General features: G+C 62.4%; 23 protein-coding genes. 17 read left to right on the top strand and 6 right to left on the bottom strand.

Translation table 11 applies throughout. From position 1 onward, the window contains the following. The first annotated feature begins 211 nt into the window (after positions 1 to 211). The 4 genes from AB8B02_RS16680 to AB8B02_RS16665 all read left to right on the top strand — a co-directional run bounded on the left by AB8B02_RS16680 (position 212) and on the right by AB8B02_RS16665 (position 2,675). The gene (locus AB8B02_RS16680) at positions 212 to 622 is read left to right on the top strand and encodes a flagellar assembly protein FliX (protein WP_089265694.1); all 411 of its coding nucleotides are present in this window, start codon (positions 212 to 214) and stop codon (positions 620 to 622) included. Between the two features lie 248 nt (positions 623 to 870). Continuing rightward, complete coding sequence (gene dksA, locus AB8B02_RS16675; protein WP_068735634.1) at positions 871 to 1,281, top strand: RNA polymerase-binding protein DksA; 411 nt, start codon at positions 871 to 873, stop codon at positions 1,279 to 1,281. A 202-nt stretch (positions 1,282 to 1,483) separates the two neighbouring features. Beyond that, on the top strand, positions 1,484 to 1,747 hold the full coding sequence (locus AB8B02_RS16670; protein ID WP_120291376.1) for a hypothetical protein: 264 nt from the start codon (positions 1,484 to 1,486) through the stop codon (positions 1,745 to 1,747). Positions 1,748 to 1,886: 139 nt separating this feature from the next. Further along, the gene (locus tag AB8B02_RS16665) at positions 1,887 to 2,675 is read left to right on the top strand and encodes a 2-keto-4-pentenoate hydratase (RefSeq protein WP_175366558.1); all 789 of its coding nucleotides are present in this window, start codon (positions 1,887 to 1,889) and stop codon (positions 2,673 to 2,675) included. A 127-nt stretch (positions 2,676 to 2,802) separates the two neighbouring features. Here AB8B02_RS16665 and flgH read toward each other — a convergent pair whose 3' ends face one another. Genes flgH through flgF form a run of 4 tightly spaced genes read right to left on the bottom strand, consistent with a single transcriptional unit; the run spans position 2,803 to position 6,286 of the window. Continuing rightward, the gene (gene flgH / locus AB8B02_RS16660; RefSeq protein ID WP_068736258.1) at positions 2,803 to 3,555 is read right to left on the bottom strand and encodes a flagellar basal body L-ring protein FlgH; all 753 of its coding nucleotides are present in this window, start codon (positions 3,553 to 3,555) and stop codon (positions 2,803 to 2,805) included. Between the two features lie 5 nt (positions 3,556 to 3,560). After that, positions 3,561 to 4,709 (bottom strand): flagellar basal body P-ring formation chaperone FlgA, encoded by a 1,149-nt coding sequence (gene flgA, locus AB8B02_RS16655; protein ID WP_439064489.1) that lies wholly within the window; start codon positions 4,707 to 4,709, stop codon positions 3,561 to 3,563. Positions 4,710 to 4,720: 11 nt separating this feature from the next. Beyond that, positions 4,721 to 5,509, bottom strand: a complete 789-nt coding sequence (gene flgG, locus AB8B02_RS16650) for a flagellar basal-body rod protein FlgG (RefSeq protein ID WP_089265180.1) — start codon at positions 5,507 to 5,509, stop codon at positions 4,721 to 4,723. A gap of 12 nt (positions 5,510 to 5,521) precedes the next feature. Continuing rightward, positions 5,522 to 6,286: a flagellar basal-body rod protein FlgF gene (gene flgF / locus AB8B02_RS16645; RefSeq protein WP_089265179.1), complete on the bottom strand. Its 765-nt coding sequence runs from the start codon at positions 6,284 to 6,286 to the stop codon at positions 5,522 to 5,524. Between the two features lie 363 nt (positions 6,287 to 6,649). Between flgF and fliL the strand changes: the two genes are divergently transcribed. The 5 genes from fliL (at position 6,650) to AB8B02_RS16620 (ending at position 13,333) form a co-directional block, all read left to right on the top strand. Continuing rightward, positions 6,650 to 7,141, top strand: coding sequence for a flagellar basal body-associated protein FliL (gene fliL / locus AB8B02_RS16640; RefSeq protein ID WP_093756619.1), 492 nt, complete (start codon positions 6,650 to 6,652; stop codon positions 7,139 to 7,141). A gap of 18 nt (positions 7,142 to 7,159) precedes the next feature. Further along, entirely contained in the window at positions 7,160 to 8,359 is a 1,200-nt protein-coding gene (gene fliM / locus AB8B02_RS16635; RefSeq protein WP_410001823.1) for a flagellar motor switch protein FliM, read from the top strand. After that, a complete protein-coding gene (locus AB8B02_RS16630) occupies positions 8,356 to 8,793 on the top strand; it encodes a DUF6468 domain-containing protein (RefSeq protein WP_089265176.1) in 438 nt (145 codons plus the stop codon). The genes fliM and AB8B02_RS16630 overlap by 4 nt, the downstream gene beginning before the upstream one ends. Further along, positions 8,790 to 9,560, top strand: a complete 771-nt coding sequence (locus AB8B02_RS16625) for a MotE family protein (protein ID WP_089265175.1) — start codon at positions 8,790 to 8,792, stop codon at positions 9,558 to 9,560. Before AB8B02_RS16630 ends, AB8B02_RS16625 begins: the two co-directional genes overlap by 4 nt. 98 nt (positions 9,561 to 9,658) lie before the next feature. Further along, positions 9,659 to 13,333: a tetratricopeptide repeat protein gene (locus AB8B02_RS16620; RefSeq protein ID WP_439064488.1), complete on the top strand. Its 3,675-nt coding sequence runs from the start codon at positions 9,659 to 9,661 to the stop codon at positions 13,331 to 13,333. A 13-nt stretch (positions 13,334 to 13,346) separates the two neighbouring features. On the opposite strand, the gene fliP is transcribed toward AB8B02_RS16620, so the two are convergent. Together fliP and AB8B02_RS16610 are read right to left on the bottom strand one after the other, a co-directional pair. Then, positions 13,347 to 14,099: a flagellar type III secretion system pore protein FliP gene (gene fliP, locus AB8B02_RS16615; RefSeq protein WP_439064487.1), complete on the bottom strand. Its 753-nt coding sequence runs from the start codon at positions 14,097 to 14,099 to the stop codon at positions 13,347 to 13,349. After that, positions 14,096 to 15,181, bottom strand: coding sequence for a flagellar biosynthetic protein FliO (locus AB8B02_RS16610; protein ID WP_439064486.1), 1,086 nt, complete (start codon positions 15,179 to 15,181; stop codon positions 14,096 to 14,098). Before AB8B02_RS16610 ends, fliP begins: the two co-directional genes overlap by 4 nt. Positions 15,182 to 15,556: 375 nt before the next feature. Between AB8B02_RS16610 and flgB the strand changes: the two genes are divergently transcribed. The 8 genes from flgB (at position 15,557) to AB8B02_RS16570 (ending at position 22,929) form a co-directional block, all read left to right on the top strand. Further along, on the top strand, positions 15,557 to 15,970 hold the full coding sequence (flgB, locus tag AB8B02_RS16605; RefSeq protein ID WP_093756616.1) for a flagellar basal body rod protein FlgB: 414 nt from the start codon (positions 15,557 to 15,559) through the stop codon (positions 15,968 to 15,970). Positions 15,971 to 15,999: 29 nt separating this feature from the next. After that, the gene (gene flgC, locus AB8B02_RS16600; RefSeq protein ID WP_089265171.1) at positions 16,000 to 16,425 is read left to right on the top strand and encodes a flagellar basal body rod protein FlgC; all 426 of its coding nucleotides are present in this window, start codon (positions 16,000 to 16,002) and stop codon (positions 16,423 to 16,425) included. A gap of 16 nt (positions 16,426 to 16,441) precedes the next feature. Continuing rightward, positions 16,442 to 16,768, top strand: a complete 327-nt coding sequence (fliE, locus tag AB8B02_RS16595) for a flagellar hook-basal body complex protein FliE (RefSeq protein WP_068735666.1) — start codon at positions 16,442 to 16,444, stop codon at positions 16,766 to 16,768. Positions 16,769 to 16,810: 42 nt separating this feature from the next. Continuing rightward, on the top strand, positions 16,811 to 17,074 hold the full coding sequence (fliQ, locus tag AB8B02_RS16590) for a flagellar biosynthesis protein FliQ (protein WP_068735669.1): 264 nt from the start codon (positions 16,811 to 16,813) through the stop codon (positions 17,072 to 17,074). A 13-nt stretch (positions 17,075 to 17,087) separates the two neighbouring features. Further along, complete coding sequence (gene fliR / locus AB8B02_RS16585; RefSeq protein ID WP_068735671.1) at positions 17,088 to 17,858, top strand: flagellar biosynthetic protein FliR; 771 nt, start codon at positions 17,088 to 17,090, stop codon at positions 17,856 to 17,858. 10 nt (positions 17,859 to 17,868) lie between these two features. Next, positions 17,869 to 18,942, top strand: a complete 1,074-nt coding sequence (flhB, locus tag AB8B02_RS16580; protein ID WP_439064485.1) for a flagellar biosynthesis protein FlhB — start codon at positions 17,869 to 17,871, stop codon at positions 18,940 to 18,942. A gap of 160 nt (positions 18,943 to 19,102) precedes the next feature. Continuing rightward, on the top strand, positions 19,103 to 21,676 hold the full coding sequence (gene cckA / locus AB8B02_RS16575) for a cell cycle histidine kinase CckA (RefSeq protein WP_439064484.1): 2,574 nt from the start codon (positions 19,103 to 19,105) through the stop codon (positions 21,674 to 21,676). A gap of 215 nt (positions 21,677 to 21,891) precedes the next feature. Continuing rightward, entirely contained in the window at positions 21,892 to 22,929 is a 1,038-nt protein-coding gene (locus AB8B02_RS16570; RefSeq protein ID WP_439064665.1) for a Tim44 domain-containing protein, read from the top strand. Positions 22,930 to 23,078: the final 149 nt, after the last annotated feature.

Raw genomic sequence — 23,078 nt, 5'->3', positions numbered from 1 at the left:
ATAATAGGAATAATAAAAGCGCGCGGGCTGCATGGCGGCCTGCGCCCCGGCGAATGTGCCGCCCGCGGCAGATTTTGCCGGGCTGTTTACGATTGATTAACCATAAAAGACGACCTTTCCGGATGGAGGTCCGTTTACGCTCGCGATGGTACTGAGCGAACGGCAAGCCGCCGTGGGCCGGGATTGGCCATCACCCTCGCTGGACACGCCGATGCGCATTTACGGACCGAACGGCACTACATTCGGAGCCCCGTCGTCAGGAGCGAAGAAAACCAGTTCGACCGGGTTTTCGTTGCCTGATGCGACACCGACCTCCGAGACCAAACCGACCGTAGCGCCTCGGGCGGCCAACAGCATCGATGCGCTTCTGGCCATGCAGAGCGTCGAAGATCCCATGGAGCGTCGCAAGCGCTCGGTGAAGCGCGGCCGCGGTGCGCTCGATGTCCTCGACGAACTCAAGATCGGCCTGCTCACGGGCTCGATCAATCCGGCCATGGTGGCGCGGTTGCGCAGTGCGGCAGCCAACCTCAAGGAATCATCCGGCGAACCCGGTCTGGACGCCGTGCTCTCCGAGATCGAGCTCCGGGTCGAAGTTGAGCTGGCCAAGGCCGGCCAAGTCTAAGTCGGCGAGGCCGGCCCCAAGCGCGCCTGAAACCCGCATAAGCCGTATGGCTGCTCGGATGTCTCTTGGACCAATGGACCGCGCCGGGGTTGTGGTGCGCTGCAGCAGCACGGTTCCGACCATGAAACCGGGCGGTGGACGGCGGTTCTGGAGGTATCCTGACGTTATTGTCTGTCACATGACGTCGCTATATAAGCTGCGGCGCGGCCGGTCATTTCCGGCGCCTTGCACGCATAGATGGATTGGCCTTGGACAAGTTGAAAAGCTATCGCCCCTCCGAAAAAGAGCCTTTCATGAACGACCGGCAGCGCGACTATTTCCGCGCGAAATTGCTGGCCTGGAAGGAAGAAATCCTCCGTGAATCGAAACTCACCCTGCAGGCTTTGCAGGAGGAGAACGTCAATCACCCCGACCTCGCCGACCGTGCATCGTCGGAAACCGACCGCGCCATCGAACTGCGGGCGCGCGACCGGCAGCGCAAGCTGATCTCCAAGATCGACGCCGCGCTGCTGCGCATCGAGGATAATACCTACGGCTATTGCGAGGAGACCGGCGAGCCGATCTCGCTCAAGCGGCTAGAAGCCCGCCCGATCGCAACACTCTCCGTGGAAGCTCAGGAGCGCCACGAGAAGCGCGAAAAGGTCTATCGCGACGAATAGTCTTTCAGATGCCAAACGGCCGCCCCATCGGGCGGCCGTTTTTCATTTCGGAGTTCCGGAAGGCAATCACGCATGCTGTGCGATGCAGTGATCTGCGATGACTGCACTGCAGCACGGCGACATTCTTAAACACGGGAATATGAACGTCATCATTCGCCGATAGGACGTAGGCTTGCTCCAGAAAAAAACGGGAGGATGAACAATGGCTGCGCCTGCCTCTTATGATCCCGATACGATCGCGCTGATGCGGAATGTTCTTCAAAAGGTCGTCGCAAGGGTGCCGGAGCAGCACCGCACCTCCTGCAATCAGGCCGCGATCGCCTCGCGCATCCTTGCGACTGCTGCGCAGGGCCGGCGTTCTGAAGACGTCCTGACCACAGAGGCTCTTGCCGAGGTGAAGGAGATATTCACCGGACCCGCCGGGATGAGGCGACTTCATGAAGACCTGACCAGGGTCTTCGGCTGAACTCCAGAATCGAGGAGTTGCAGTGGCGCGAGCGTCGGTTCGCGCTAGCAACGCTGCGCACCGTTGCCAAGCAGGATGGTGGTCGCTACCCGTTAGTCATATGTCGGCATGAGCCGTGTGACGAGCGAAGGGACCGCCGATGGAAAAGTATCTCGCGATCGCCGAAATCCTGGCTTACGTCCGCCATAACCGCACGCCGCTCGCCGTATTGCCGCCAGACGCGGTCCCGCATGACGAGGCCGATGGCTATCGCGTACAGGACGCGCTTCACAATTTGCTGTCGCCCGATTTCGGCTTGCAGGTCGGTTACAAGATCGGCTGCACAAGCGCGGTGATGCAGCAATATCTCGGTATTTCGCATCCTTGCGCCGGCGGACTCTATATGAGCGGTGTTCATGCCGCCGGAACGTCGCTGCGCTACAACGATTATGTACATGTCGGCGTGGAGTGTGAAATTGCGGTCCAGCTCGCGAGCGATCTGATGCCGTCGGGCGAGCCGTTCACAGCTGATGACGTCGCAACAGCGATCGATGCCTACCATCCGGCTATCGAGATCGTCGATGATCGTTATGCGGACTGGCGCAGTATGGATGCGCCGACACTGATCGCAGATGATTTCTTTGCGGCAGGATGTGTTCTGGGTGCGCCTGTTACTCGTGGCAAGGCGCCTGATCTTCTGTCGGTGATTGGACGTGCCGTCGTTAACGGCACGGAAGTGGGGCGCGGCAATGGCGCCGATGTTCTTGGTCATCCACATCATGCACTGGCTTGGCTTGCCAACCATCTCGCGGCCCGAGACAAGATATTGCGCGCCGGAGACTTCGTACTGACGGGCAGCCTAGTGCAAACGGCGTGGCTCAGTGCCGGAGATCACGTCCGAATGGAATTGCTCGGACTGGGCAGCGTCGAGGTGGATTTCAAGAGCTGACGAATGATTGCGCCGCGTTTCGAGTCTGTCCAGAACGACGACGGCCTTCCGCCAGGGGAGCTGACGGAAGGCCGCGCGTGAACACCTCATCGCGTGGGAGCACGATGAGATGTGGGAGCTCGTAACGTTAGAAGGGCAGCAGCACGTCCATCACTTGCTGGCCGTAGCGCGGCTGCTGGACGTCCGAAATCTGACCGCGACCGCCATAGGCGATGCGGGCCTGGGCGATCTTGGCGCTGTCGATGGTGTTGTCGCTCTGAATGTCTTCCGGGCGCACGATGCCGGCGACGATCAGTTCGCGGATCTCGTAGTTGACGCGGATTTCCTGCTTGCCCTCGACCACGAGATTGCCGTTCGGCAGCAATTGGGTGACGACAGCGGCGACGCTGGTTTGCAACGCTTCCTGCCGTGCGACCGATCCCTTGCCGTCGCTCGACGACGATCCATCAGCCGTCAGCAGACGGCCGGGCAAGACCGAGGCGGCCGAACCTGTCAGCAGCTTGCTGCCCGCAAAGTCGGTGATCCCCGAGTTCTCCGTATTGGTGCGGCTGCGCTGGGTCTCGTTGGCGATATTGGCCTTGTCGGTGAAATTCACGGTGACCGTGAGAATGTCACCGATCTGACGCGCGCGCTGATCCTTGAAGAACGCGCGTGATCCGCTGCGCCATAGCGAGTTGGCGTTGTAGGATGCGACCTCCGGCTTTGGCATTGGCATCTGCACCGGCTTGTAGCCGGGCTGTGTCGTCGGGTTTTCGATCGCCGTGAGCGCCGGTTTCTCGCCGATGGACGCGAGACGGTCGATCGATGAACAGCCGCTGGCAGCAAGGCCGACCGTCAGAAGCGCAGCGCCGGTGGCGAAGGGACGATGGAACTGGAACATCAACTTTACTCAGCTTTTCGAGAAACAGGCACGTGGTCGTTGGCAGCAAGCGCGACGGGAGAGTTGGCAGCGGGAGAGTCGGCCAGGGGAGGTCTGGCCTGGGAGATTTTTTCGGACGGGAGAGACTCGCGGGTTGGGGCAATAGTTGGCGCGGGAGCTTCTACTTGCGCGGGGAGACGCGGCGACGGAGCGGAAACGGCGACCTGGCCGCGACCGACCACGACGCCGGAGACGGTGCGCTTGGACTGCAGGTTGATCACATTGACCACGTCGCCTTCGGTGCCGCCTTCGATGGCCTTGCCGCGGAGCGTGAGGTAGAGCCCGGCGGTTTCGTAGATCAGCGTCACCGCCTGATCGCGGGTGACGAGGTCAGGCTTGGCGAGGTCGGCATTGCGGATTGCCTGACCGGCGCGCAATTGGCGGCGGCTCTGCATGCCCACGGCGCGGTCGCGCGTTACGCCATCGTTGCCGACTTCGGCTTTCGGGCGACGCTCGACGACAACATCGGAAGATTTCAGCACTTCATTGCGTTCGACGCCGCGGACCAGCACCGCCGCTTCCACGGTCTCAACGGCACTGCCGGTGAAGCGCAGCTTGGTGGCAGAGACGTTGGAGTCGTTGCCGATCGCAAAGGTGACGTCGAAACGGCCGCTGCGCGCGTCGAAACGGACCGCGACAGGCTGCAGCGCGCCGGTATTGCTGGCGTCAAGCTGCAGGCCCTGGACTTCGCGATCGAAGGTCAGGCTCAGATTGGCGGCGGCACCAAGGCCGTGGCGGTTCTCCAACGCCTGCGCGACCTGATTCTCGATATCCTTGCTCTCGATGCTGCGCGACAGCCGCGTTACGGTGATGGACTTGAGCTCGCGTGTATCGACGCCAATCACCTGATGCTGCCGCAACGCCGCGATGACCTGCGCGGTTGACAGCGTGCCGACGGTGCCGAGATCGGGCGCCCGATAGATTGCGATCTGCGCGGTGGGGCCGGCATTGTCGATGACATCGCCAATCCGCACCACGTCGCTGGACACCGTGACGTTGGCGCGCAGCGTTGGCGATGCGATGACCTCGTCGCGCTGCGCTTGGCCGAGCGCAGCAGTGGCCGCTGCAGCGAGCAGGGCGGTGGCGAGGAGAAGCGAACGCATGGCTGATGTCATGATCATTCTCCTCAGCGGAACATGCCGGCGGTGGATTGCAGCATCTGGTCGGCAGCGCTGATGACCTTGGCGTTCATCTCATAGGCGCGCTGCGCGGCGATCAGGTCCGAGATTTCGGTGACCACTTCGACATTGGCCATTTCGAGGTTGCGCTGCTGCATGTCGCCGAAGCCGTCGGCATTGGCGACGCCGTCCTGCGGTGGGCCGGAGGCCGGTGTTTCGGTGAACAGGTTGTCACCGATCGAATTAAGACCGGCCTTGTTGATGAAGCGGGTGAGGCTGATCTGGCCGAGAACGGTCGGGGTCGTCGAGCCCGGTACGATCACCGAGACCTGGCCCTGCGCATTGATCGAGAGTTGCGACGATGCCTGGGGAATCGAGATCGTTGGCTGCAGCAGGTTGCCCTGCGGGTTGACGATCCGGCCCTGCTGGTCAGTTGAAAACGTACCATCGCGGGTATAGGCGAAGGTGCCATCGGTGAGCTGGATCTTGAAGAAGCCTTCACCGCGGACCGCGATATCGAGATCGCCGCCGGTCGCCGACAGCGTGCCCTGGGTCATCATGCGCGGAGTGCCGACGGTCTTCACACCGCCGCCGATATCGACGCCGACCGGAATGACTGTGCCCTGATCCGATGCTTGCGCACCGACGCGGCGAACGTGATCGTAGATGAGGTCCTGGAATGCGGCACGCTGCTTCTTGAAGCCGGTCGTGCGCATGTTGGCGATATTGTTCGAGATGACCTGGACGTTGAGTTCCTGGGCCGCCATCCCGGTCGCTGCAGTGTAAAGAGCGCGCATGGGTCAGATTCCTTAAGCCGGAACGTCGGCAAGTTTTTCGATGGCGGAGCGCCGCGCGTCGCCTTGCGACTGCAGCATGTTGGACAGCTCGGTATAGGCGCGGGTGACGTCGATCATCCGGGTCATTTCGACGACGGAGCTGACGTTCGACTTTTCGATGAAGCCCTGGTTGAGCTTCGACGTGGTGGACGGCTGCGGATTGGCGCCGGGACCGGCCGAGAACAGGTTGGAGCCTTCCTTCACCAGCCGCTGGGGCTGCGCGAAATTGACCATGCGAATCTTGCCGCGCACGGAGTCGATGCGGTTGATGCCTTCGAGCACCGTGACCGTGCCGTCCTGCGAGATGTTGATGTCGTGGTCGGTCTGCTGGAATACGATCGGGCCATTGGCGCCGAGCACCGGTGCGCCCGACGCAGTCACGAGCTGGCCCTGCGAATTGATCTGCATGCCGCCGTCGCGGGTGTAGCGCTCGCCGTTCGGGGTCTGCACCGCGAGGAAGGCGTTGCCGTCGATGGCGACATCCAGCGGATTCTTGGTCTGCTCGGTCGCGCCGCCGGTGAAATCATGCATCGTGGCGCGGTCCTGCACGAAGGACACGCGGCGGTCGCGGCCGACGAAGTTGTCTTCGCGGGCGGCCGGGCTCAGATATTCCTCGAAAATCGTCCGCTCGGCCTTGAAGCCGCTCGTGTTGATGTTCGCAATGTTGTTCGCCACGACGTCCATCTGACGCCGAAGCGTCATCTGCCGCGACAGTCCGACGAGAAGCATATTCTCCATCGGTGGTTCTCCCCTAAGTTCGCGCGGATCGCTCTCCCAAGCTCGCCGCGGATCCCGTAAACCGCACAGCTCTCCCAAGCCGCGGTTCGCTAAGGTGAGTAGCGAAAGCCGTGCCAAGTCAAAAAGATGATATTTTTCAGTTTGTTGGTAGTTTTAGAGGCGCGAAAACGGGCGGCAGAAAGGTCTTGTTGACCATATTTGCCGGCAGAATTTTCCTAGTTGAGCGTCAAAAGAAAGATTCCGTTAACCATTGCGACCTAGCGTCACGATCACACAGGGCCTTGGGCGCTGGCAGCATTTGTATCGCGTCTTTAAAGCCTGCTTTGCAGCATCGAGCTCATCCCAACCCCGGACGGGCAGGCGATGGCGGATACGGAAACTTCAGAAAGCACCCCGACCGGGGACGAGGCGGCAGCTCCCAAGAGCAAATTCAAGCTGATCGCAATCGTCGCGGGCGTGCTGGTGCTTGCAGCGGGCGGTGGCGGCTGGTTCTTCCTGAAGGGACATCCCAAGGAAGAGAAGAAAGAGGCCGCGCCGGCTGCGAAGCCGCTCGCCTTCATTGATGTGCCGGAAATCCTGGTGAACCTTGCCGGCCAGCCCGGCGAGCGCGTGCAATATCTCAAGGCCAAGATCGTGCTCGAGGTGAAGGAAGCGCCGCTCGTGGCGCAGATCACGCCGTCGATGCCGCGTATCACCGACATGTTCCAGGTTTACCTGCGCGAACTGCGCACCACCGATCTGAACGGCTCCGTTGGCATGTTCCGGCTGAAGGAAGAGCTGACGCGGCGCGTCAATGCCGCGATCTCTCCTCATCACGTGAATGCTGTGCTGTTCAAGGAAATCCTCATTCAGTGAGGAATTGGATTTAGGCTGATGTCTACCGAACAGGTCGATCAGGACGCAATTGCCGCCGAATGGGAAGCGTCTCTGGATTCAGAGGATCCCGTTGAGGCGGCGAAAGCGGCTGCCGAAAACGAACTCACCGGCACCATGGCGGAGCAATGGGCCGCCATGGTCGAGGATGGCGGTCGCGATATCGGCGGCGGCAAGAACGGCGGCGAGCGCGTTCTCTCGCAGGAAGAAATCGACAACCTCCTCGGCTTCAGCGTCAACGAGGTCCATCTCGACGAGAATTCCGGCATTCGCGCCATTATCGATTCCTCGATGGTGTCGTATGAGCGTCTGCCGATGCTCGAAATCGTGTTCGACCGTCTGGTGCGGTTGATGACCACGAGCCTGCGCAATTTCACCTCCGACAACGTCGAAGTCTCGCTCGATCGCATCACTTCGGTGCGTTTCGGCGACTATATGAATTCGATTCCGCTGCCAGCCGTGCTGTGCGTGTTCAAGGCAGAGGAGTGGGAGAATTTTGGCCTCGCTACCGTCGATTCCAGCCTGATCTATTCGATGATCGACGTGTTGCTCGGCGGCCGTCGTGGTCAGGCCTCGCTGCGCATCGAGGGCCGTCCCTATACCACCATCGAAACCAATCTGGTGAAGCGCCTGATCGAAGTCGTGCTGGCCGACGCAGAACAGGCGTTCCGGCCACTGTCGCCCGTGGCTTTCACCATCGACCGGCTTGAGACCAATCCGCGCTTTGCCGCCATCAGCCGTCCAGCCAATGCCGCAATCCTGGTGCGCCTGCATATCGACATGGAAGATCGCGGCGGCAATATCGAATTGCTGCTGCCCTATGCGACGATCGAGCCGATCCGCGCCGTGCTCATGCAGATGTTCATGGGCGAAAAATTCGGCCGTGATCCGATCTGGGAAAGCCATCTCGCCACTGAAATTGCTCAGGCCGAGATCGCCGTCGACGCCGTGCTGTATGAGGCGGAGATCCCGTTGAAGCAGCTGATGCTTCTCAAAGTGGGCGATACGCTGCCGCTGGAAATGCGTGCGGATGCCCTTGTTGCCGTGCGTTGCGGAGCCGTGACCTTGACTGAAGGTCGCATGGGCCGTGTCGGCGACCGCGTTGCCATTCGAGTCACGAAACAATTACGCAAGCCTAACACAACCTTCGCCATGTTTGAGAAGGCTGATGAGCAAACTAAATTGATGGAGGCACAATGAGTCATTCATTAGGAATTGTGATCGAGAGCCTGGTTGCGGTGCTTCTGATCCTGACCATCGCCTATTGCATGTTGCTCAATAAGCGCCTGAAGCGCCTCAAGGCGGACGAGCAGTCGTTGAAGGCCACGATCGGCGAGCTCATCACCGTGACCGAGATCGCCGAGCGTGCGATCGGCGGACTCAAGCTTACCGTGCGGGACGTCAACGAGAATCTCGGCAGCCAGATTTCGGCGGCAACGGCGCTGGCCGATCAACTGAAAGCCCAGCTCGCCGAGAGCGATGCCGTCGTGCGCCGGCTGTCGAAGATCGCGGTGGCGGCACGGCCGCTCACCGAAACCGACCCTGATGCGCCGCGGGTATCCGCAGCGCGGGCCAATGCCGCGGCAGCGCAGGCGTTTGCCGAACGGAGGAGGCCTGACGGCATCGCTGCATGAAAGCTTTTAGGGACGTTCGTATTCTTCCTGTCGTCTTGGTGGCGGTTTTCGGGCTGGCGATTCTCAAGATCGCCGGCCTGGTGATCGATGGCGGCTACGTGTTCAACTACGATCCGCAGCCGCAGCCTACGAAAGGATCGTGGGCGCAGGAGATGTTCAACTTCCCGGGCGGCAAGCCAGTGGACGGCGATATTACCGGCTCGGTGTCAGCCAAGAAGGAAGAGCCGAAGCCCGCGGTAGCGGCGCCTGCAGCGATCGAACCGACCAGCAACCCGCCTGTCGAACTGTCTCCTCAAATCTCGCCGGCCGAACGGGCGATCCTCGAACGGCTGCAAGCGCGCCGTCAGGAACTGGAAGCGCGTGCACGCGAGATCGACATTCGCGAGAGCCTGCTGAAGGCCGCAGAGAAGCGCATCGAAACCCGCGTCGATGAATTGAAGGGCGTCGAAGCCGGTATCAAGACTGCGAACGACCAGAAGAGCGAGGTCGATGCCGCCCGCTTCAAGGGTATCGTCACCATGTATGAAAGCATGAAGCCGAAGGACGCGGCGAAGATCTTCGACCGGCTGGAAATGCCGGTGCTGTTCGAGATCGCCTCGCAGATTGCGCCTCGGAAGATGTCCGACATTCTCGGTCTGATGCAGCCGGAAGCCGCCGAACGCCTCACCGTTGAACTGGCGCGCCGCGCCTCGGGCGGCGAACGATCTGCCGCGGCGGTCGAACTGCCCAAGATCGAAGGCAGGCCGATCCAGCAGGGCCGGAATTAAAGAAATTAATTAACAAATCCTTAGAGCGCGGAATCTAGATTCGACACAGGGCGAACGATCGGTCGTCCTTCGAGCATCGGGCTGAGAGACACTTCTGAATGGCACGGACGGCTGCCGTTGCATGTTGGACGCAAGCTCGCGCATGGACGCGGGCCGTTCGACGTTGTGCGGTCTTCGCGGGCATTGTCTGTCTTGCGCTGTCGTTCCCGGATGCCGCATCTGCGCAAGCGGTGAGGGGCACCGCCAGCATGGGCACGTCGGGCGGCTATGGCCGCATCGTGCTGAAGCTTGCCGAGGACGTGGAGTCCGAGGTGACGCAGGCCGGCACCATTCTCGTCATTCGCTTCAAGCGGCCGGTCGATATTCCTGTCGAGATTCTCGGCGACGCCGCCCCCGACTATATAGGCTCCGCACGCCGCGATCCCGATGGCACGGCGATCCGTCTCGCGTTGTCACGCAGGGTGACCGTCAATTCGATGACGGCGGGCGAGCGCATCTTCATCGATCTGTTGCCCGACACCTGGAAGGGCATGCCGCCCGGTTTGCCGCAGGATGTGGTCAAGGAATTGTCGGAGCGCGCGCGCGCGGCAGAGCGCGCCTTGCGCCAGCAACGCGCTGCCGCGGAAAGCCAGAAGAAGCCGCCGATCCGCGTACGCGCATCCGTGCAGCCGACCTTTGTGCGCTTCGTGTTCGAGACCGGCGGCGTCGGTGTGTCGTCGGTGCTGAACGAGAAGACGCTGACGCTGACCTTCAATGCCGGTCTGATGTTCGATCTTGCCGATGCCAAACTGTCCGCACCGGCCAATGTCGCATCGATCGGTCAGGCGATGGACGGCAACCGGACCGCCGTCGAGATCGGCTTGATCGGCGACGTCGATGTGAAGTCGTTCCGCGAGGACAAGAGCTACGTCGTCGACATCGGCTTCCAGCAGAACGAAAAGCCGTCGCCGCTGGCCAAGCTGCCGGCGGCTGCTCCTGAGGACGACAAACCGCCGGTTGCGGCGAAGCCTCCTGAGGTCGAGAAGCCCGCCAGCGTCCCGGCACAGCGCTCCGGCGAGATCGTGCCGCCGACCTCCGAAATGATCGCGAAAGAGATCGTTCCGGAGAAGAAGGTCGAGGTTGTGACGGCTGCACCGGCAGCGCCCGTCGCGGCAACGAAGCCGGAAGAGCCAAAGCCCGAGACGGCCAAGGTCGCTGAATCACCTAAGCCTGCGCCGGCAGCCGAGGTTGTAGCTCCTGCCAAAGAAACACCGCCGCCTGCGCCTGTCGTTGCGGCGGCCCCTGCTGCTGCACCCGTTGCTGCTGCGTCGACCGAACCGGCGGGCATGCCGGTTGAGGTCAAGCGCAGCAGCGACGGCGTGCGCATAGCCTTTGCCTTTCCATCGCAAACGCCGGTCGCTTTGTTTCGCCGCGGCGATATCCTGTGGCTGGTGGCAGATTCGACGCGGCCCATCGACACCGCGCCGATCCGCCGTGACAGCGGATCGATCATTGCCGATGTGAGCACGATCCCGCTGGAGAAGGGGCAGGCGATCCGCATCCGCCTTAATCGCCCACAACTGGCTTCGCTCACGACCGACGATCCTGCCGGCGCGGGACAGGCCTGGTCGCTGATGCTGGCCGATACACGTCAGACGCCGTCGCAGCCGCTGTCCGCCGTGCGCAACATTGCCGATCCCTCGCGCGCCAGCGTGCAGGTGCCATTGGCCAAGCCCGGTCTCAAGCATCGCCTGGTTGATCCGGATGCCGGCGATACGCTCAATATCATCACTGCGCTGCCACCATCGCGCGGCTTCATCCGTCGCCAGGACTTCGTTGAATTCTCGTTGCTGGAATCGATTCACGGCGTGGTGGTTCAGGTGAACTCCGACGACGTGTCCGTTGAAGCCAGTATCGACAAGGTGATGCTCACCAAGCCCGGCGGCCTGACGCTGTCTGCCGCCGATGCGGCGCCGCAGCGCGCCTCGACGGTCGCCCGGCCGATCTTCGATGTCGGCCAGTGGCGCAAGGATCAGGAAGGCCCGTTCAACGCGCGCTTCGACGAGTTGATCGACGCGATGTCATCGGCCGAAGCTAGTTCGCTGCCGCAGGCGCGGATGGATCTGGCCAAATTCTACATGGCGCGCGGCATGTACCACGAGGCCAAGGGCGTCGCCGATCTCGCGATCGCGGACACCAAGGTCGGCGAGGAAAGCCCTGTCGCGCTGATCGTTCATGCGGTGGCCAGCGCGATGATGGGGCGTCCCGAACAAACCCTGAAGGATATCGCCAATCCGGTGCTCGGGCCGGGTTACGATGGTGAATTGTGGAAGGCGCTCGCCTACGCCAAGCAGGAAAAATGGGTCGAGGCGCGCGAGCGTTTCAAGAATGCCGAGTTCACGCTCGCCGCGCTGCCGGCCGATCTGCAGCGTGCGGCCCTGATGCTCGCGCTGCGGGCCTCGCTCGAGGTCAAGGACTATGCCGGCGCGTCGTCGCGCGGCAGTGAGCTCGAAACGGTCGGCATCTCGCCGGAGATCAAGCCCGCGGCCATGCTGCTCAGCGGCTGGCTCGATGAGGCGCTCGGCCGGGAGAAGGACGCGCTGTCGAAGTATCAGGACGTCACCGGTTCGGTGGATCGTCAATCCGCAGCGGAAGCCAAGCTGCGCGAAATCAATTTGCGCCAGAAGCGCAACGAGATCAGCAGCGAGGACGCGCTGCATGATCTCGAAGTGCTGGCAGTGACCTGGCGCGGCGACGGCACGGAAGTGCAGGTGCTGCAGATCCTGTCGCGCATGTATGCCGAACTCGGCCGCTACAATGACTCGCTGCTGGCCGCCCGTACGGCCACCGAGCGCCAGGCCAACAGCGAAGCCGCGCGCCAGGTGCAGGACGAAGCCCAGGCATTGTTCTCGCAGATCTATCTGTCACCAAAGGGCGACAGTCTGCCGCCGGTCGATGCGCTGGCGATGTTCTACGAGTTTCGTGAGCTGACCCCGATCGGCCGCCGCGGTGACGAGATGATCCGCCGTCTTGCAGATCGTCTCATAGCTGTCGATCTGCTCGATCAGGCCGCCGAGCTTCTGCAGTATCAGGTCGATCACCGTCTCGAGGGCGCTGCACGCTCGCAGGTCGCTGCGCGTCTGGCGATGGTCTATCTGATGAGCCGCAAGCCGGACCGCGCCATCGCCGCGCTGCGCACTACGCGGATCGCCGATCTCAATGGCGAGCTGCGTCAACAGCGGCTGCTGCTCGAGGCGCGGGCGCAGAGTGACATCGGCCGCCGTGAGCTAGCGCTCGACATCATCTCTCATGTCAGCGGACGCGAAGCGATCCGGCTCCGCTCGGACATTTACTGGTCGTCGCGGCGCTGGCGCGAAGCCTCCGAACAGATCGAACTCTATTATGGCGACCGCTGGCGGGATTTCTCGCCGCTGACGCCAAGCGAAAAGAGTGACATCATCCGTGCTGTCGTGGGTTATGCGCTGGCGGAAGACGCCCTCGGTCTCGCGCGTTTCCGCGAAAAGTATGCGCCGCTGATGAATGTCGGCGCCGACAAGATCGCCTTCGACACCGCGAGCAAGCCGACCTCGACCAACTCTTCGGAATTCGCCGCCATTGCCAAGATGGCTGCATCCGTCGATACGCTCGACGGCTTCCTGCGCGAGATGAAGACGCGCTTCCCCGAAAGCAGCGCCAAGGCGATCCTGCCAGGTGCCAGTGCCGATCCGATGCCGACCGGCTCGCTGAAGCCGCAGCCGGTGGTCAATGTCCGCAAGATCGAGATGGCGCGGTAGGGAATAAGCCTCGCTACTGTCCGTAACTTTGCACCAGACTGCCGGCCACCAGCGACCAGCCATCCACCAGCACGAAGAAGATCAGCTTGAACGGCAGTGACACCACCGCCGGTGGCAGCATCATCATGCCCATCGCCATCAAGACAGAGGCGACCACGAGATCGATGATCAGGAATGGCAGGAACAGCAGGAAGCCGATCTCGAAAGCGCGTTTCAGCTCGGAGATCATGAAGGCCGGCACAAGGATGCGGAGCGACAGGTCGTCAGGCGTCGCTGGAACTGGCTCGCCCGACAGATCCATGAACAGCTTGAGATCCTTCTCGCGCACGTTCTTCTGCATGAAGCCGCGCAGCGGAATGGATGCGCGCACCAAAGCTTGTTCGACGGTGATGTCGTTGGAGATCAGCGGCTTGATACCGTCGTCATAGGAACGTTGCAGCACCGGTCCCATCACGAAAGCCGTAAGGAACATCGCCAGCGCGATGATCACCGAGTTCGGCGGAGCCGTCGCTGTACCCAATGCGGTGCGCAGCAGCGACAGCACGACCACGATGCGTGTGAATGACGTCATCATGATCAGGATCGACGGTGCGATCGACAGCACCGTCAACAACGCAATCATCTGCACGGCACGTTCGGTGACGCCGCCGCCACCGCCGCCGAGATTGATGCTGATGTCCTGCGCCATCGCGGGACCTGCGAAGGTCCCGGCGGCGATCAGAACAGAAAGGAAAAATACTCTACGCGGGAGGTTCGCCGAACTCACGAACTGGACTTTGGCCGTCCCAGCAGGGAGGCCATCTCGTCTTCGAGATTTTCAAAACCCGATTTGACCGGCGGGACGACGGGCGGCGCCTCCGCACGGGCAGGGCTGGCGATCGAGACTTCCGGCGACCGCGAAGCCGGACGGATCGATGGTGCCTCAGGCGCCACCGACGGAGCGCCGACCCGGGGCTCAGGCGCATCCTGACGGGTTTCGCCGGCAGGACGGCGCAGGGCTGCTTCGAGGCGCTGCGCCATATCGGCAAGGTTCTGATCGGCAGACGACACGGCGACTGCCGGAGCAGGAGGTGTAGGGGCTTGCGTCGGTACGGGCGGCGCAACGACCGGGGCGGGAGCCGGGGCAGCAACAACCGGAGCAGGCGGGGTCGGCGCTGCTGCGACGGGACGGTCCGGCGTGCGGGGTTGCGGCATGGTGCGGATCGGCGGATCGGCACGCATCGGGCGCGGCATCATCGGCTCGCTACGTGGCATCTCGGCACGTGGCATTTCACTTCGCGGAATCGGCCGCTGCGGAAAAAGGTCATTGCGTGGCGCCGGTTCGGGGCGCGGCGCAGGTTCCGGCGCGAGGCTGGCGACCGGATCGGGCCGACGCTCCGGCAAAGGCGCGGCCGGGCGGCGTGGCTCTTCGATAAAGGAGGGGCGCGCGGGACGCGGCGCTGGCTCCGGCACATGCGGTTCGGAATCGAAGCCGGAGTCGTTGCTCTCTGCCCAGCTCGGGGCTTCAGGCAGCGATGGGCCACGGCTTGCCACATCGGCGGCGAGGCCGCCGCGCTGCGGGGCCTGCTCACGGCCGGGTATGGCGCGGACGATATTGGGCTCGACGACGATGTCCGACGGGCCACCGATCATCAGCAAATGTTCGACATTGTCGCGGCGGACCAGCACCAGGCGGCGGCGGCCGTCCACGGCGGCGGCGTCGATCACCGCGAGCCGCGGCAAGCGCCCGCGGCTGGTGTTGTTGCCCAGCCGGTTGCCGGCGAATCGGCGCACCAGCCAGGCGGTAAGCCCGATCAGCGCCAGCACGACAACGAAGGCCAAGATAAATTGCACCGATGATTGCATCATAAAGTCCCCAGCCAGACAGGGTGGCTGCAACGTCCACGTCCAGAGTCGGAGGTGTCATACCCCCGCACGCCCCGTACGCAGCGTGAATCACGCCCCATCTGTTAACGCCCCACGGCAGAACCTGCCGTTGGTTAATAATAAACTATGAATCGCTGCAGCCAAAACGACTTCTGCCGCCCCGTCATATGGCCGATGGGGATGGTTAATCGGCCAATTCAGGCGAAAAAGCGTTGGCAGTTGCGAAAAACGTCAATTTTGCAGCATTCATTTACGGTTCGGTAACAAGTACCGCCGGAAATTAACTTCGTATTAACCATGCAGGCGGCAAATTCTGCCTAGCTCAGGACACTCCGTCCGGGCGGGCGGAGAAGGCCGATGGCGATCAGCGACATGCCGATGTTGTCGGCGCTGCGCACCAAGATGCAGTGGCATCAGGAGCGCCAGCGTGTGCTGGCCGAAAATATCTCGAATTCGGACACTCCGAACTTCCGCCCCCGCGATCTCGTGGAACCGAAATTCGACAAGGCCGGGAACACGTCCGTCACCGCCGGCGGTATGGGCTCGCTGCCGATGATGCGCGCCGCCGGCACCAACATCCTGCCGACCGGAGGCTCGGCCTCTTTCAACCAGAACAGCCGGGTCGGCTACGAGACCCGGCCCGCCGGCAATGCCGTCAATCTGGAAGACGAGATGCTCAAGGTCTCGGCCAACCAGATGGACTATGCCGCCGCAACCTCGCTCTACACCCGCAGCCTCGGTCTGTTGAAGACCGCTATCGGCAAGCGCTGACGCCGCCGCGCGCATAAAGGGAGCTCATCATGGCAGACGATATCAGCGACTTCTCGCGCTCCATGGGCATCGCGACCTCCGGTCTGCGCGCCCAGGCGGGCCGCATGCGGGTGATTTCGGAAAACATCGCCAATGCGCAGTCCACAGCGCAGACTTCGGGCGGTGACCCCTATCGCCGCAAGGTGCCGACCTTCAAATCCGAGCTGGATCGCTCGCTCGATGCCCGCATCGTCGGCTTGGGTCGCATCAGGCCGGATCAATCTGCATTTCCCACGCGCTACGAGCCCGGCAATCCCGCGGCGGATGCCGCCGGCAACGTCAAATACCCCAACGTGAACTCGCTGGTGGAAATGACGGACATGAAGGAAGCGCAGCGCTCCTACGAAGCCAATCTCAACATCATCAGCGCCACGCGCCGGATGATCCAACGCACGCTCGACATCCTCAAGGCCTGAACAGGACAGCTGAACCATGGCAACTCCCTCTGTCGCCGCCAATGCTTACTCGGCCCTCTCGCGCATCATGGACGCCGGCGGCGGCGTCGGTGGCGGTCTCAACAAGGCGGCGGACGCCGGTGGTGGTCAGTCGTTCGGCGCGGTCCTCAAGGACGCGCTGGGCAGCGTGCTCGATTCCGGCCGCAAGTCGGATGCGCAGACCATCGCAATGGCCAACGGCAAGGCCAATGTGATGGACGTGGTCACGGCAGTTGCGGAAACCGACGTCGCCGTGTCGACGCTGGTCTCGGTGCGCGATCGCGTCATCCAGTCCTACGAAGACATCATGAAGATGCCGATCTGATCCTCCTCATCACGAACACCGCGTAACACAAGGATTACTGCAATGACCGGCCCCGAAACTCTCGACGTTGCCCGTGATGCGATCTGGACGATTGTGATCGTGTCCGGTCCGCTGATGGTCGTGGGCCTCCTGGTTGGCGTCGTCGTGTCGCTGGTGCAGGCGCTGACCCAGATCCAGGAACAGTCGCTGGTCTTCGTGCCGAAGATTCTCGCGGTCTTTGCCACCATGATGCTGACGCTCCCGTTCATGGGGGACGCATTGTCGAGCTACATGTTGCGGATATCGTCGCGAATCATCGGGGGGTGATGCACAATCCCGTATGCGCATCGATGTCTCGCTTCTGCCCGCTCTCGCCGCTGCCTTCATGCTGGCCTTCGCCCGCATCGGTACGATGGTGATGTTGATGCCGGGCTTTGGCGAAACCAACATTCCCGCACGGGCCAAGCTGTCGATCGCATTGGGACTGACCCTTCTCATGCTGCCGGCGCATCGCGGCGCTTATAACGTCGATATGGGATCGATCGTGCCGATGCTGGTTCTGCTGGTGCATGAGATCATCATCGGTGTCGTGCTCGGCGCCACCGCGCGCGTCACGCTGTCGGCGCTACAGGTCGCCGGATCGATCATCGCGCAGCAACTCGGTCTCGGCTTCGTCACCTCGGTGGATCCGACGCAGGGTCAGCAGGGCGTGCTGATCGGCAATTTTCTCACGATGCTCGGCATCACGATGCTGTTCGCCACCGATACGCATCACCTCGTGATCGCCGCCATCAATGACAGCTACAAGATTTTCGCGCCCGGCGAGATCATGTCGACGGGCGATGTGGCGAAGCTCGCGACCAATGCCTTCGCGGCGGCCTTCAAGATCGGCACGCAGCTTGCTGCGCCTTTCCTGGTGTTCGGCCTCGTCTTCAACATGGGGCTTGGCGTGCTGGCACGGCTGATGCCGCAGATGCAGGTCTATTTCGTCGGTGTACCGCTTTCGATCATGATCGGATTCCTGATCTTCGCCGTCGTGCTCGCGACCATGATGGGGACCTACCTCGAATACGTCACCGGCGTCATGCAACAAATGATGCCGCGGATATAGGGGCGCGCGGATGGCCGACGACGATTCCGAGAAGACACATGACCCCACGCAAAAAAAGCTCGACGATGCCCACGAACGCGGCGACGTAGCCAAAAGCCAGGAGGTCAATACCTGGTTCCTGCTGGCGGGCGCGACGCTGGTCTTGTCGACCTTCAACGGCTCGGTCGGCGGCGGCCTGCAAACGCCGCTTAAAAACCTTCTGCAAAATTCCTGGATGATACGGACGGACGGGCCCGGACTATTGCTGCTGGCCAAGAGCCTCTGCATGTCCATCTTGTCCACCATGGGCATGCCGATCCTGTTTCTCGTGATCGCCGCGCTCGCGGGCAATCTGATCCAGCACCGGCTGGTGTTCTCCACCGAAGGTCTGGTGCCCAAGTTCAGCAAGCTGTCGCCGATGGAAGGCGCCAAGCGCGTCTTCGGCAAGCAGGCGCTGGCCAATTTTCTGAAGGGGCTGTTCAAGCTCGTCCTGCTCGGCACCGTGATGTGCGCGGTGCTGTGGCCCGAGCGTTTTCGTCTGGATGCGCTGATCCATATCGATCCGTCGGCGATCCTCGGCATCACCACATCGCTGACACTGCAGCTGATGGGTTCGGTGGTGGCGATGCTCGCCTTCGTCGCCATTGCCGACTTCTTCTTCCAGTACCGCACCTGGTACGAGAAGCTGAAGATGTCGCTGCAGGAAGTGAAGGAAGAATACAAGCTGTCCGAGGGCGACCCCCACATCAAGGGCAAGATCAAGCAGCTGCGTCAGCAGAACATGAAGAAGCGCATGATGGCAGCGGTGCCGAAGGCGTCGGTGATCATCACCAACCCGACGCACTACGCCGTAGCGCTGTCCTATGAGCGCGGCATGACCGCGCCGATCTGCGTCGCCAAGGGCGTCGACAACATCGCGCTGAAGATCAGGGAAGTTGCCGGCAAGCACGACATTCCGATCGTCGAGAACGTGCCGCTGGCGCGCGCGCTTTACGCCACCGTCGAGATCGACGAGGAAATTCCGGGCGAACACTACCATGCGGTGGCCGAAGTCATTGGCTACGTCATGGGCCTGAAGCGCGGCCTGTCCGGGCGCCCGTCATGATTCGGGGAAGGGCCGGGCAAGGGGCCGGGAACGTGTTGCGAATCGGCGGATTGGAAGCGAATAGGCCGACGCGGCGCTTGCGTAAGGCCAGCCGATTGATGCACTCAGGAGGCGCGCAAACCCGCGCTGCCGCAACTGCCAACAGGCGACGAACCGTCCGATGACTGCCGAGACCGACCACGATCGCCAATCGATGACGGCGCAGAATCCGGTTCTGCACGAGCCGGCCCGGCGCAGCGGCAGCATCGTGCTGGTGCTGCTGATTGCCGCGGCGATCATCGCCTGCGCCGTGGCATTCATGACTCTCGGCCGCGCCCAGGCGCAGCCTTATATTCTGGGCCTGTTGGCGCTGCTGGCGATGGTCGGCCTGTTCGTTTTGTTCGCCTTTGCCGCCGGTATTGTACGCTTTGCCGATCGCACCTCCGACGATCCGATCATGCGCACCGTGGCCGATCACGCCTTTGACGGTATCGCGGTCACCGATGCGCGGGGCCATGTGGTCTATGCCAATGCTGCCTATCTCACATTGACCGGCGCGGCCTCCGCGCAGGATGCGCGACCGGTCGAGCGCGTCTTCATCGGAAATCCCGATGTCTCCGAAGCCGTCTTCCGCCTGCTCAAGGCTGCCCGCGAGGGCAAGCGTCAGCAGGAGGAGGTCCGTGTCGCAGCGCCCGACGGCAGCCACGGCCGCTGGCTGCGCATGCGCGTGCGTCCACTGGGTGAGGGTAAGCGCGAAGCCAAATCCACGGTGTGGTCGGTGGCCGATATCTCCCGCGATCGCCAGCGTCAGGAAGACGTGTTCCAGGAATTGCAGCACGCCATCGAATATCTCGATCACGCGCCGTGCGGTTTCTTCTCGGTCAATCCAAAGGGCGAGCTGGTCTATGTCAACGCCACACTGGCGAACTGGCTCGATCACGATCTTGCCGAGATCGGCTCCGGCGGTCTGAAGCTCACGGACATCGTCTCTGGCGACGGCGCCTCGTTGCTGACGTCGATCGTGCCGATGCCCGGCGAGGTCAAAACCGAAGTCTTCGACATCGACCTGCGCATGCGCAACGGCAAGACCATGCCGGTGCGGCTCTATCATAAGCTCGCTTTCGGCGCCGATGGGGTGCCGGGTGCGTCGCGCACCCTCGTCATCAGCCGCGCGCGCGACGAGCGCTCGGATCCGCAACGCGCCGCCGAAGTGCGCTTCATGCGCTTCTTCGACCATACGCCGATGGCGATCGCGACGGTGGACCGCGACGGCACCGTGGTGCGCGGCAATGCCCGTTTCGCCAAACTGGCGCAGAGCCTCAACACATCCGGCGCCGTCAACAAGTCGATCCTCGCCGCCGTCAGCGACCGCGACCGCAACCAGCTCGTCGCGGCCATCGGCCACGCCGCCCAGGGGCAGGGCGATATCCCGCCGGTGGAAGCGCTCCTGGAAGGCGCCAAGGAACGCTGGGGACAGTTCTTCGTCACCGCCGTGGAGGAGAACGAGCGCGAGACCGAAGCCGCCATCGTCTACATGCTGGAGACCACCGAGCGCCGCACGCTCGAGAATCAGGTCAACCAGGCGCAGAAGATGGACACCATCGGCCAGCTGGCCGGCGGCATTGCGCACGATTTCAACAACGTGCTTTCCGCCATCATGATGGCCAACGACTTCCTGCTGAACGCGCACAAGCCGACAGATCCGTCGTTCCAGGACATCATGCAGATCAAGCAGAACGCGACGCGTGCGGCGACGCTGGTGCGCCAGTTGCTCGCATTCTCGCGCCGCCAGACGCTGCGCCCGACGGTGCTCAATCTTGGCGATGCGCTCTCGGATATCGATCTGCTGCTGAAGCGCCTGATTGGCGAGAAGGTCAAACTCGAAGTAGTGCATGGCCGCGATCTGTGGCCGGTGAAGGTCGACATCTCGCAATTCGAGCAGGTGATCGTGAATCTCGCGGTCAATGCGCGCGACGCGATGCCGGACGGCGGCGCGTTGACTGTGCGCACCGTCAATGTCTCGGCCGAGGAAGCCGGGCGGCTGTCCTATAAGGGTATGCCGCCATCGGACTATGTGCGCATCGATGTCAGCGATACCGGCACCGGCATTCCCGCCGACATCGTCGAGAAGATCTTCGAACCGTTCTTCTCCACCAAGGATGTCGGCAAAGGCACTGGCCTCGGCCTCTCCACGGTCTACGGCATCGTCAAACAGACCGGCGGTTTCGTTTATGTCGACTCCGAGCCGGGCAAAGGCACCACGTTCCGCATCTTCCTGCCGCGCCATCATCAGGAAAAGGAAGTCGCTCCCGATCCGGCGATTGCGGCCGCCGTCGCCGCCAAGGAAGCCGCTGCCGACGCCAAGCCACGTGCGGATCTGACCGGGCAGGGCACCATCCTGCTGGTCGAGGACGAAGAAGGCCTGCGCGCGCTGAATGCTCGCGGTCTGCGCTCGCGCGGTTACACGGTGGTCGAAGCCGGCAACGGCGTCGAAGCGATGGAGCTGTTCGACGAGCAGAACGGCGTCATCGATCTCGTGGTCTCCGACGTGGTGATGCCGGAGATGGACGGACCTACGCTGCTGAAGGAGATGCGCGCCCGCAATGCGGATATTCGCATCATCTTCGTGTCAGGTTACGCCGAGGAAGCCTTCGAAAAGAGCCTGCCGGAAAACCAGCAATTCGCCTTCCTGGCCAAGCCGTTCGCCCTGAGCGCGCTGATCGCCAAGGTCAAGGAAACCATGGCGCCGAATTAACGGAGCGCCGCTGGCAATACCATCCTGGCTTCTAATGCGCATTCACCCCGCAATGCAGCATAAGTGTTTGAAAGCAAGATGACTCTTGCGCCAAAGGTTCAATGACGAGCCGCGACCGAGGGCCGCAGCGTTTACCCTCGAACGGTGCTTCCCTTTTAGGCTGGGGTAGCCATGTTAGGGGTGTTTTCCCCCTGCCGGGGATTGAGGGAATGACCATGACTTTCACGTTCAGCATGCGCGGCGTCGTCAAGACGATGGCCGTCGTCCTTTCGCTGGCGATGCCGCTCACAATTGCAATCTCCTCTGCCGACGCCCGCGTTGGCGGTGGCAGCAGCTCGGGCTCGCGCGGCAACCGCACGTTCTCGGCGCCGCCGAGCACGTCGACGGCGCCTAACGCGGCTCAGCCGTTCAACCGCACCATGCAGCAGCCGGGTTCGCCCGGCATGAACAGCGCGACCACGGGCGCAGCCAGCAAGGGCGGTTTCTTCAACCGTCCGGGCATGGGCATGCTCGGCGGCCTTGCTGCCGGCTTCCTCGGTGCAGGCCTGCTCGGCATGCTGTTCGGCGGTGGCTTGTTCAGCGGCCTCGGCGGCATCTCCTCGATCATCGGCCTGCTGCTGCAGGTCGGCCTGATCATCATCGTCGTCCGCCTCGCAATGTCCTGGTGGCAGCGTCGCAACCAGACGGCGTCGGCCTATGCCGGTCCGGCCAGCTCGGCCTATACCGGCCCGGCCAATGGTCCCGACCAGAACCAGGCACACATGAACCAGGCGCAGCAGGGTTATGGCGCACAGCCGACCCAGCGCAGTGGTCTCGGTGGCTTCGGTTTCGGCGGCTCGAACAATGACAAGCCGATCGAGATCGTGCCGCAGGATTACGAAGCTTTCGAGAAGCTGCTCAGCGACGTGCAGGCCGCTTGGTCTAACGAAGATGTCGAGAAGCTCGGCAAGCTGTCGACGCCGGAAATGGTGTCGTACTTCGCCAAGGACCTCGCCGAGAACAAGGCCCGCAACGACATCAACAAGGTGTCGGATGTGAAGCTGCTGCAGGGCGACCTGGCGGAAGCCTGGCGCGAAGGCGACACCGACTATGCGAGCGTCGCAATGCGCTTCTCGCTGGTCGACAAGACGCTGGAGCGCGGCACTAATCGCTTGGTGGCTGGTAGTGAAACGCCGATCGAAGCGACCGAGATCTGGACCTTCGTGCGCCCGCGCGGCGCCGATTGGGAACTGTCGGCGATTCAGCAGGCGTAAGCTTTGCGTCATCGAAATCGGACAAGCGCCGCGGATCATTCCGCGGCGCTTTTTGTTGGCCTCATGCGTGTGCATTGCCAAGCGATGATCTCAATAAGAGAGCGGGAATAATCCGCCGGATGACGTGTTGGTCAGTTGCGTCCCATCGC

This window comes from Tardiphaga sp. 862_B3_N4_1 (assembly GCF_051811085.1).
GTDB lineage: Bacteria > Pseudomonadota > Alphaproteobacteria > Rhizobiales > Xanthobacteraceae > Tardiphaga > Tardiphaga robiniae.
This window is presented reverse-complemented; position numbering and strand designations above follow the sequence as displayed.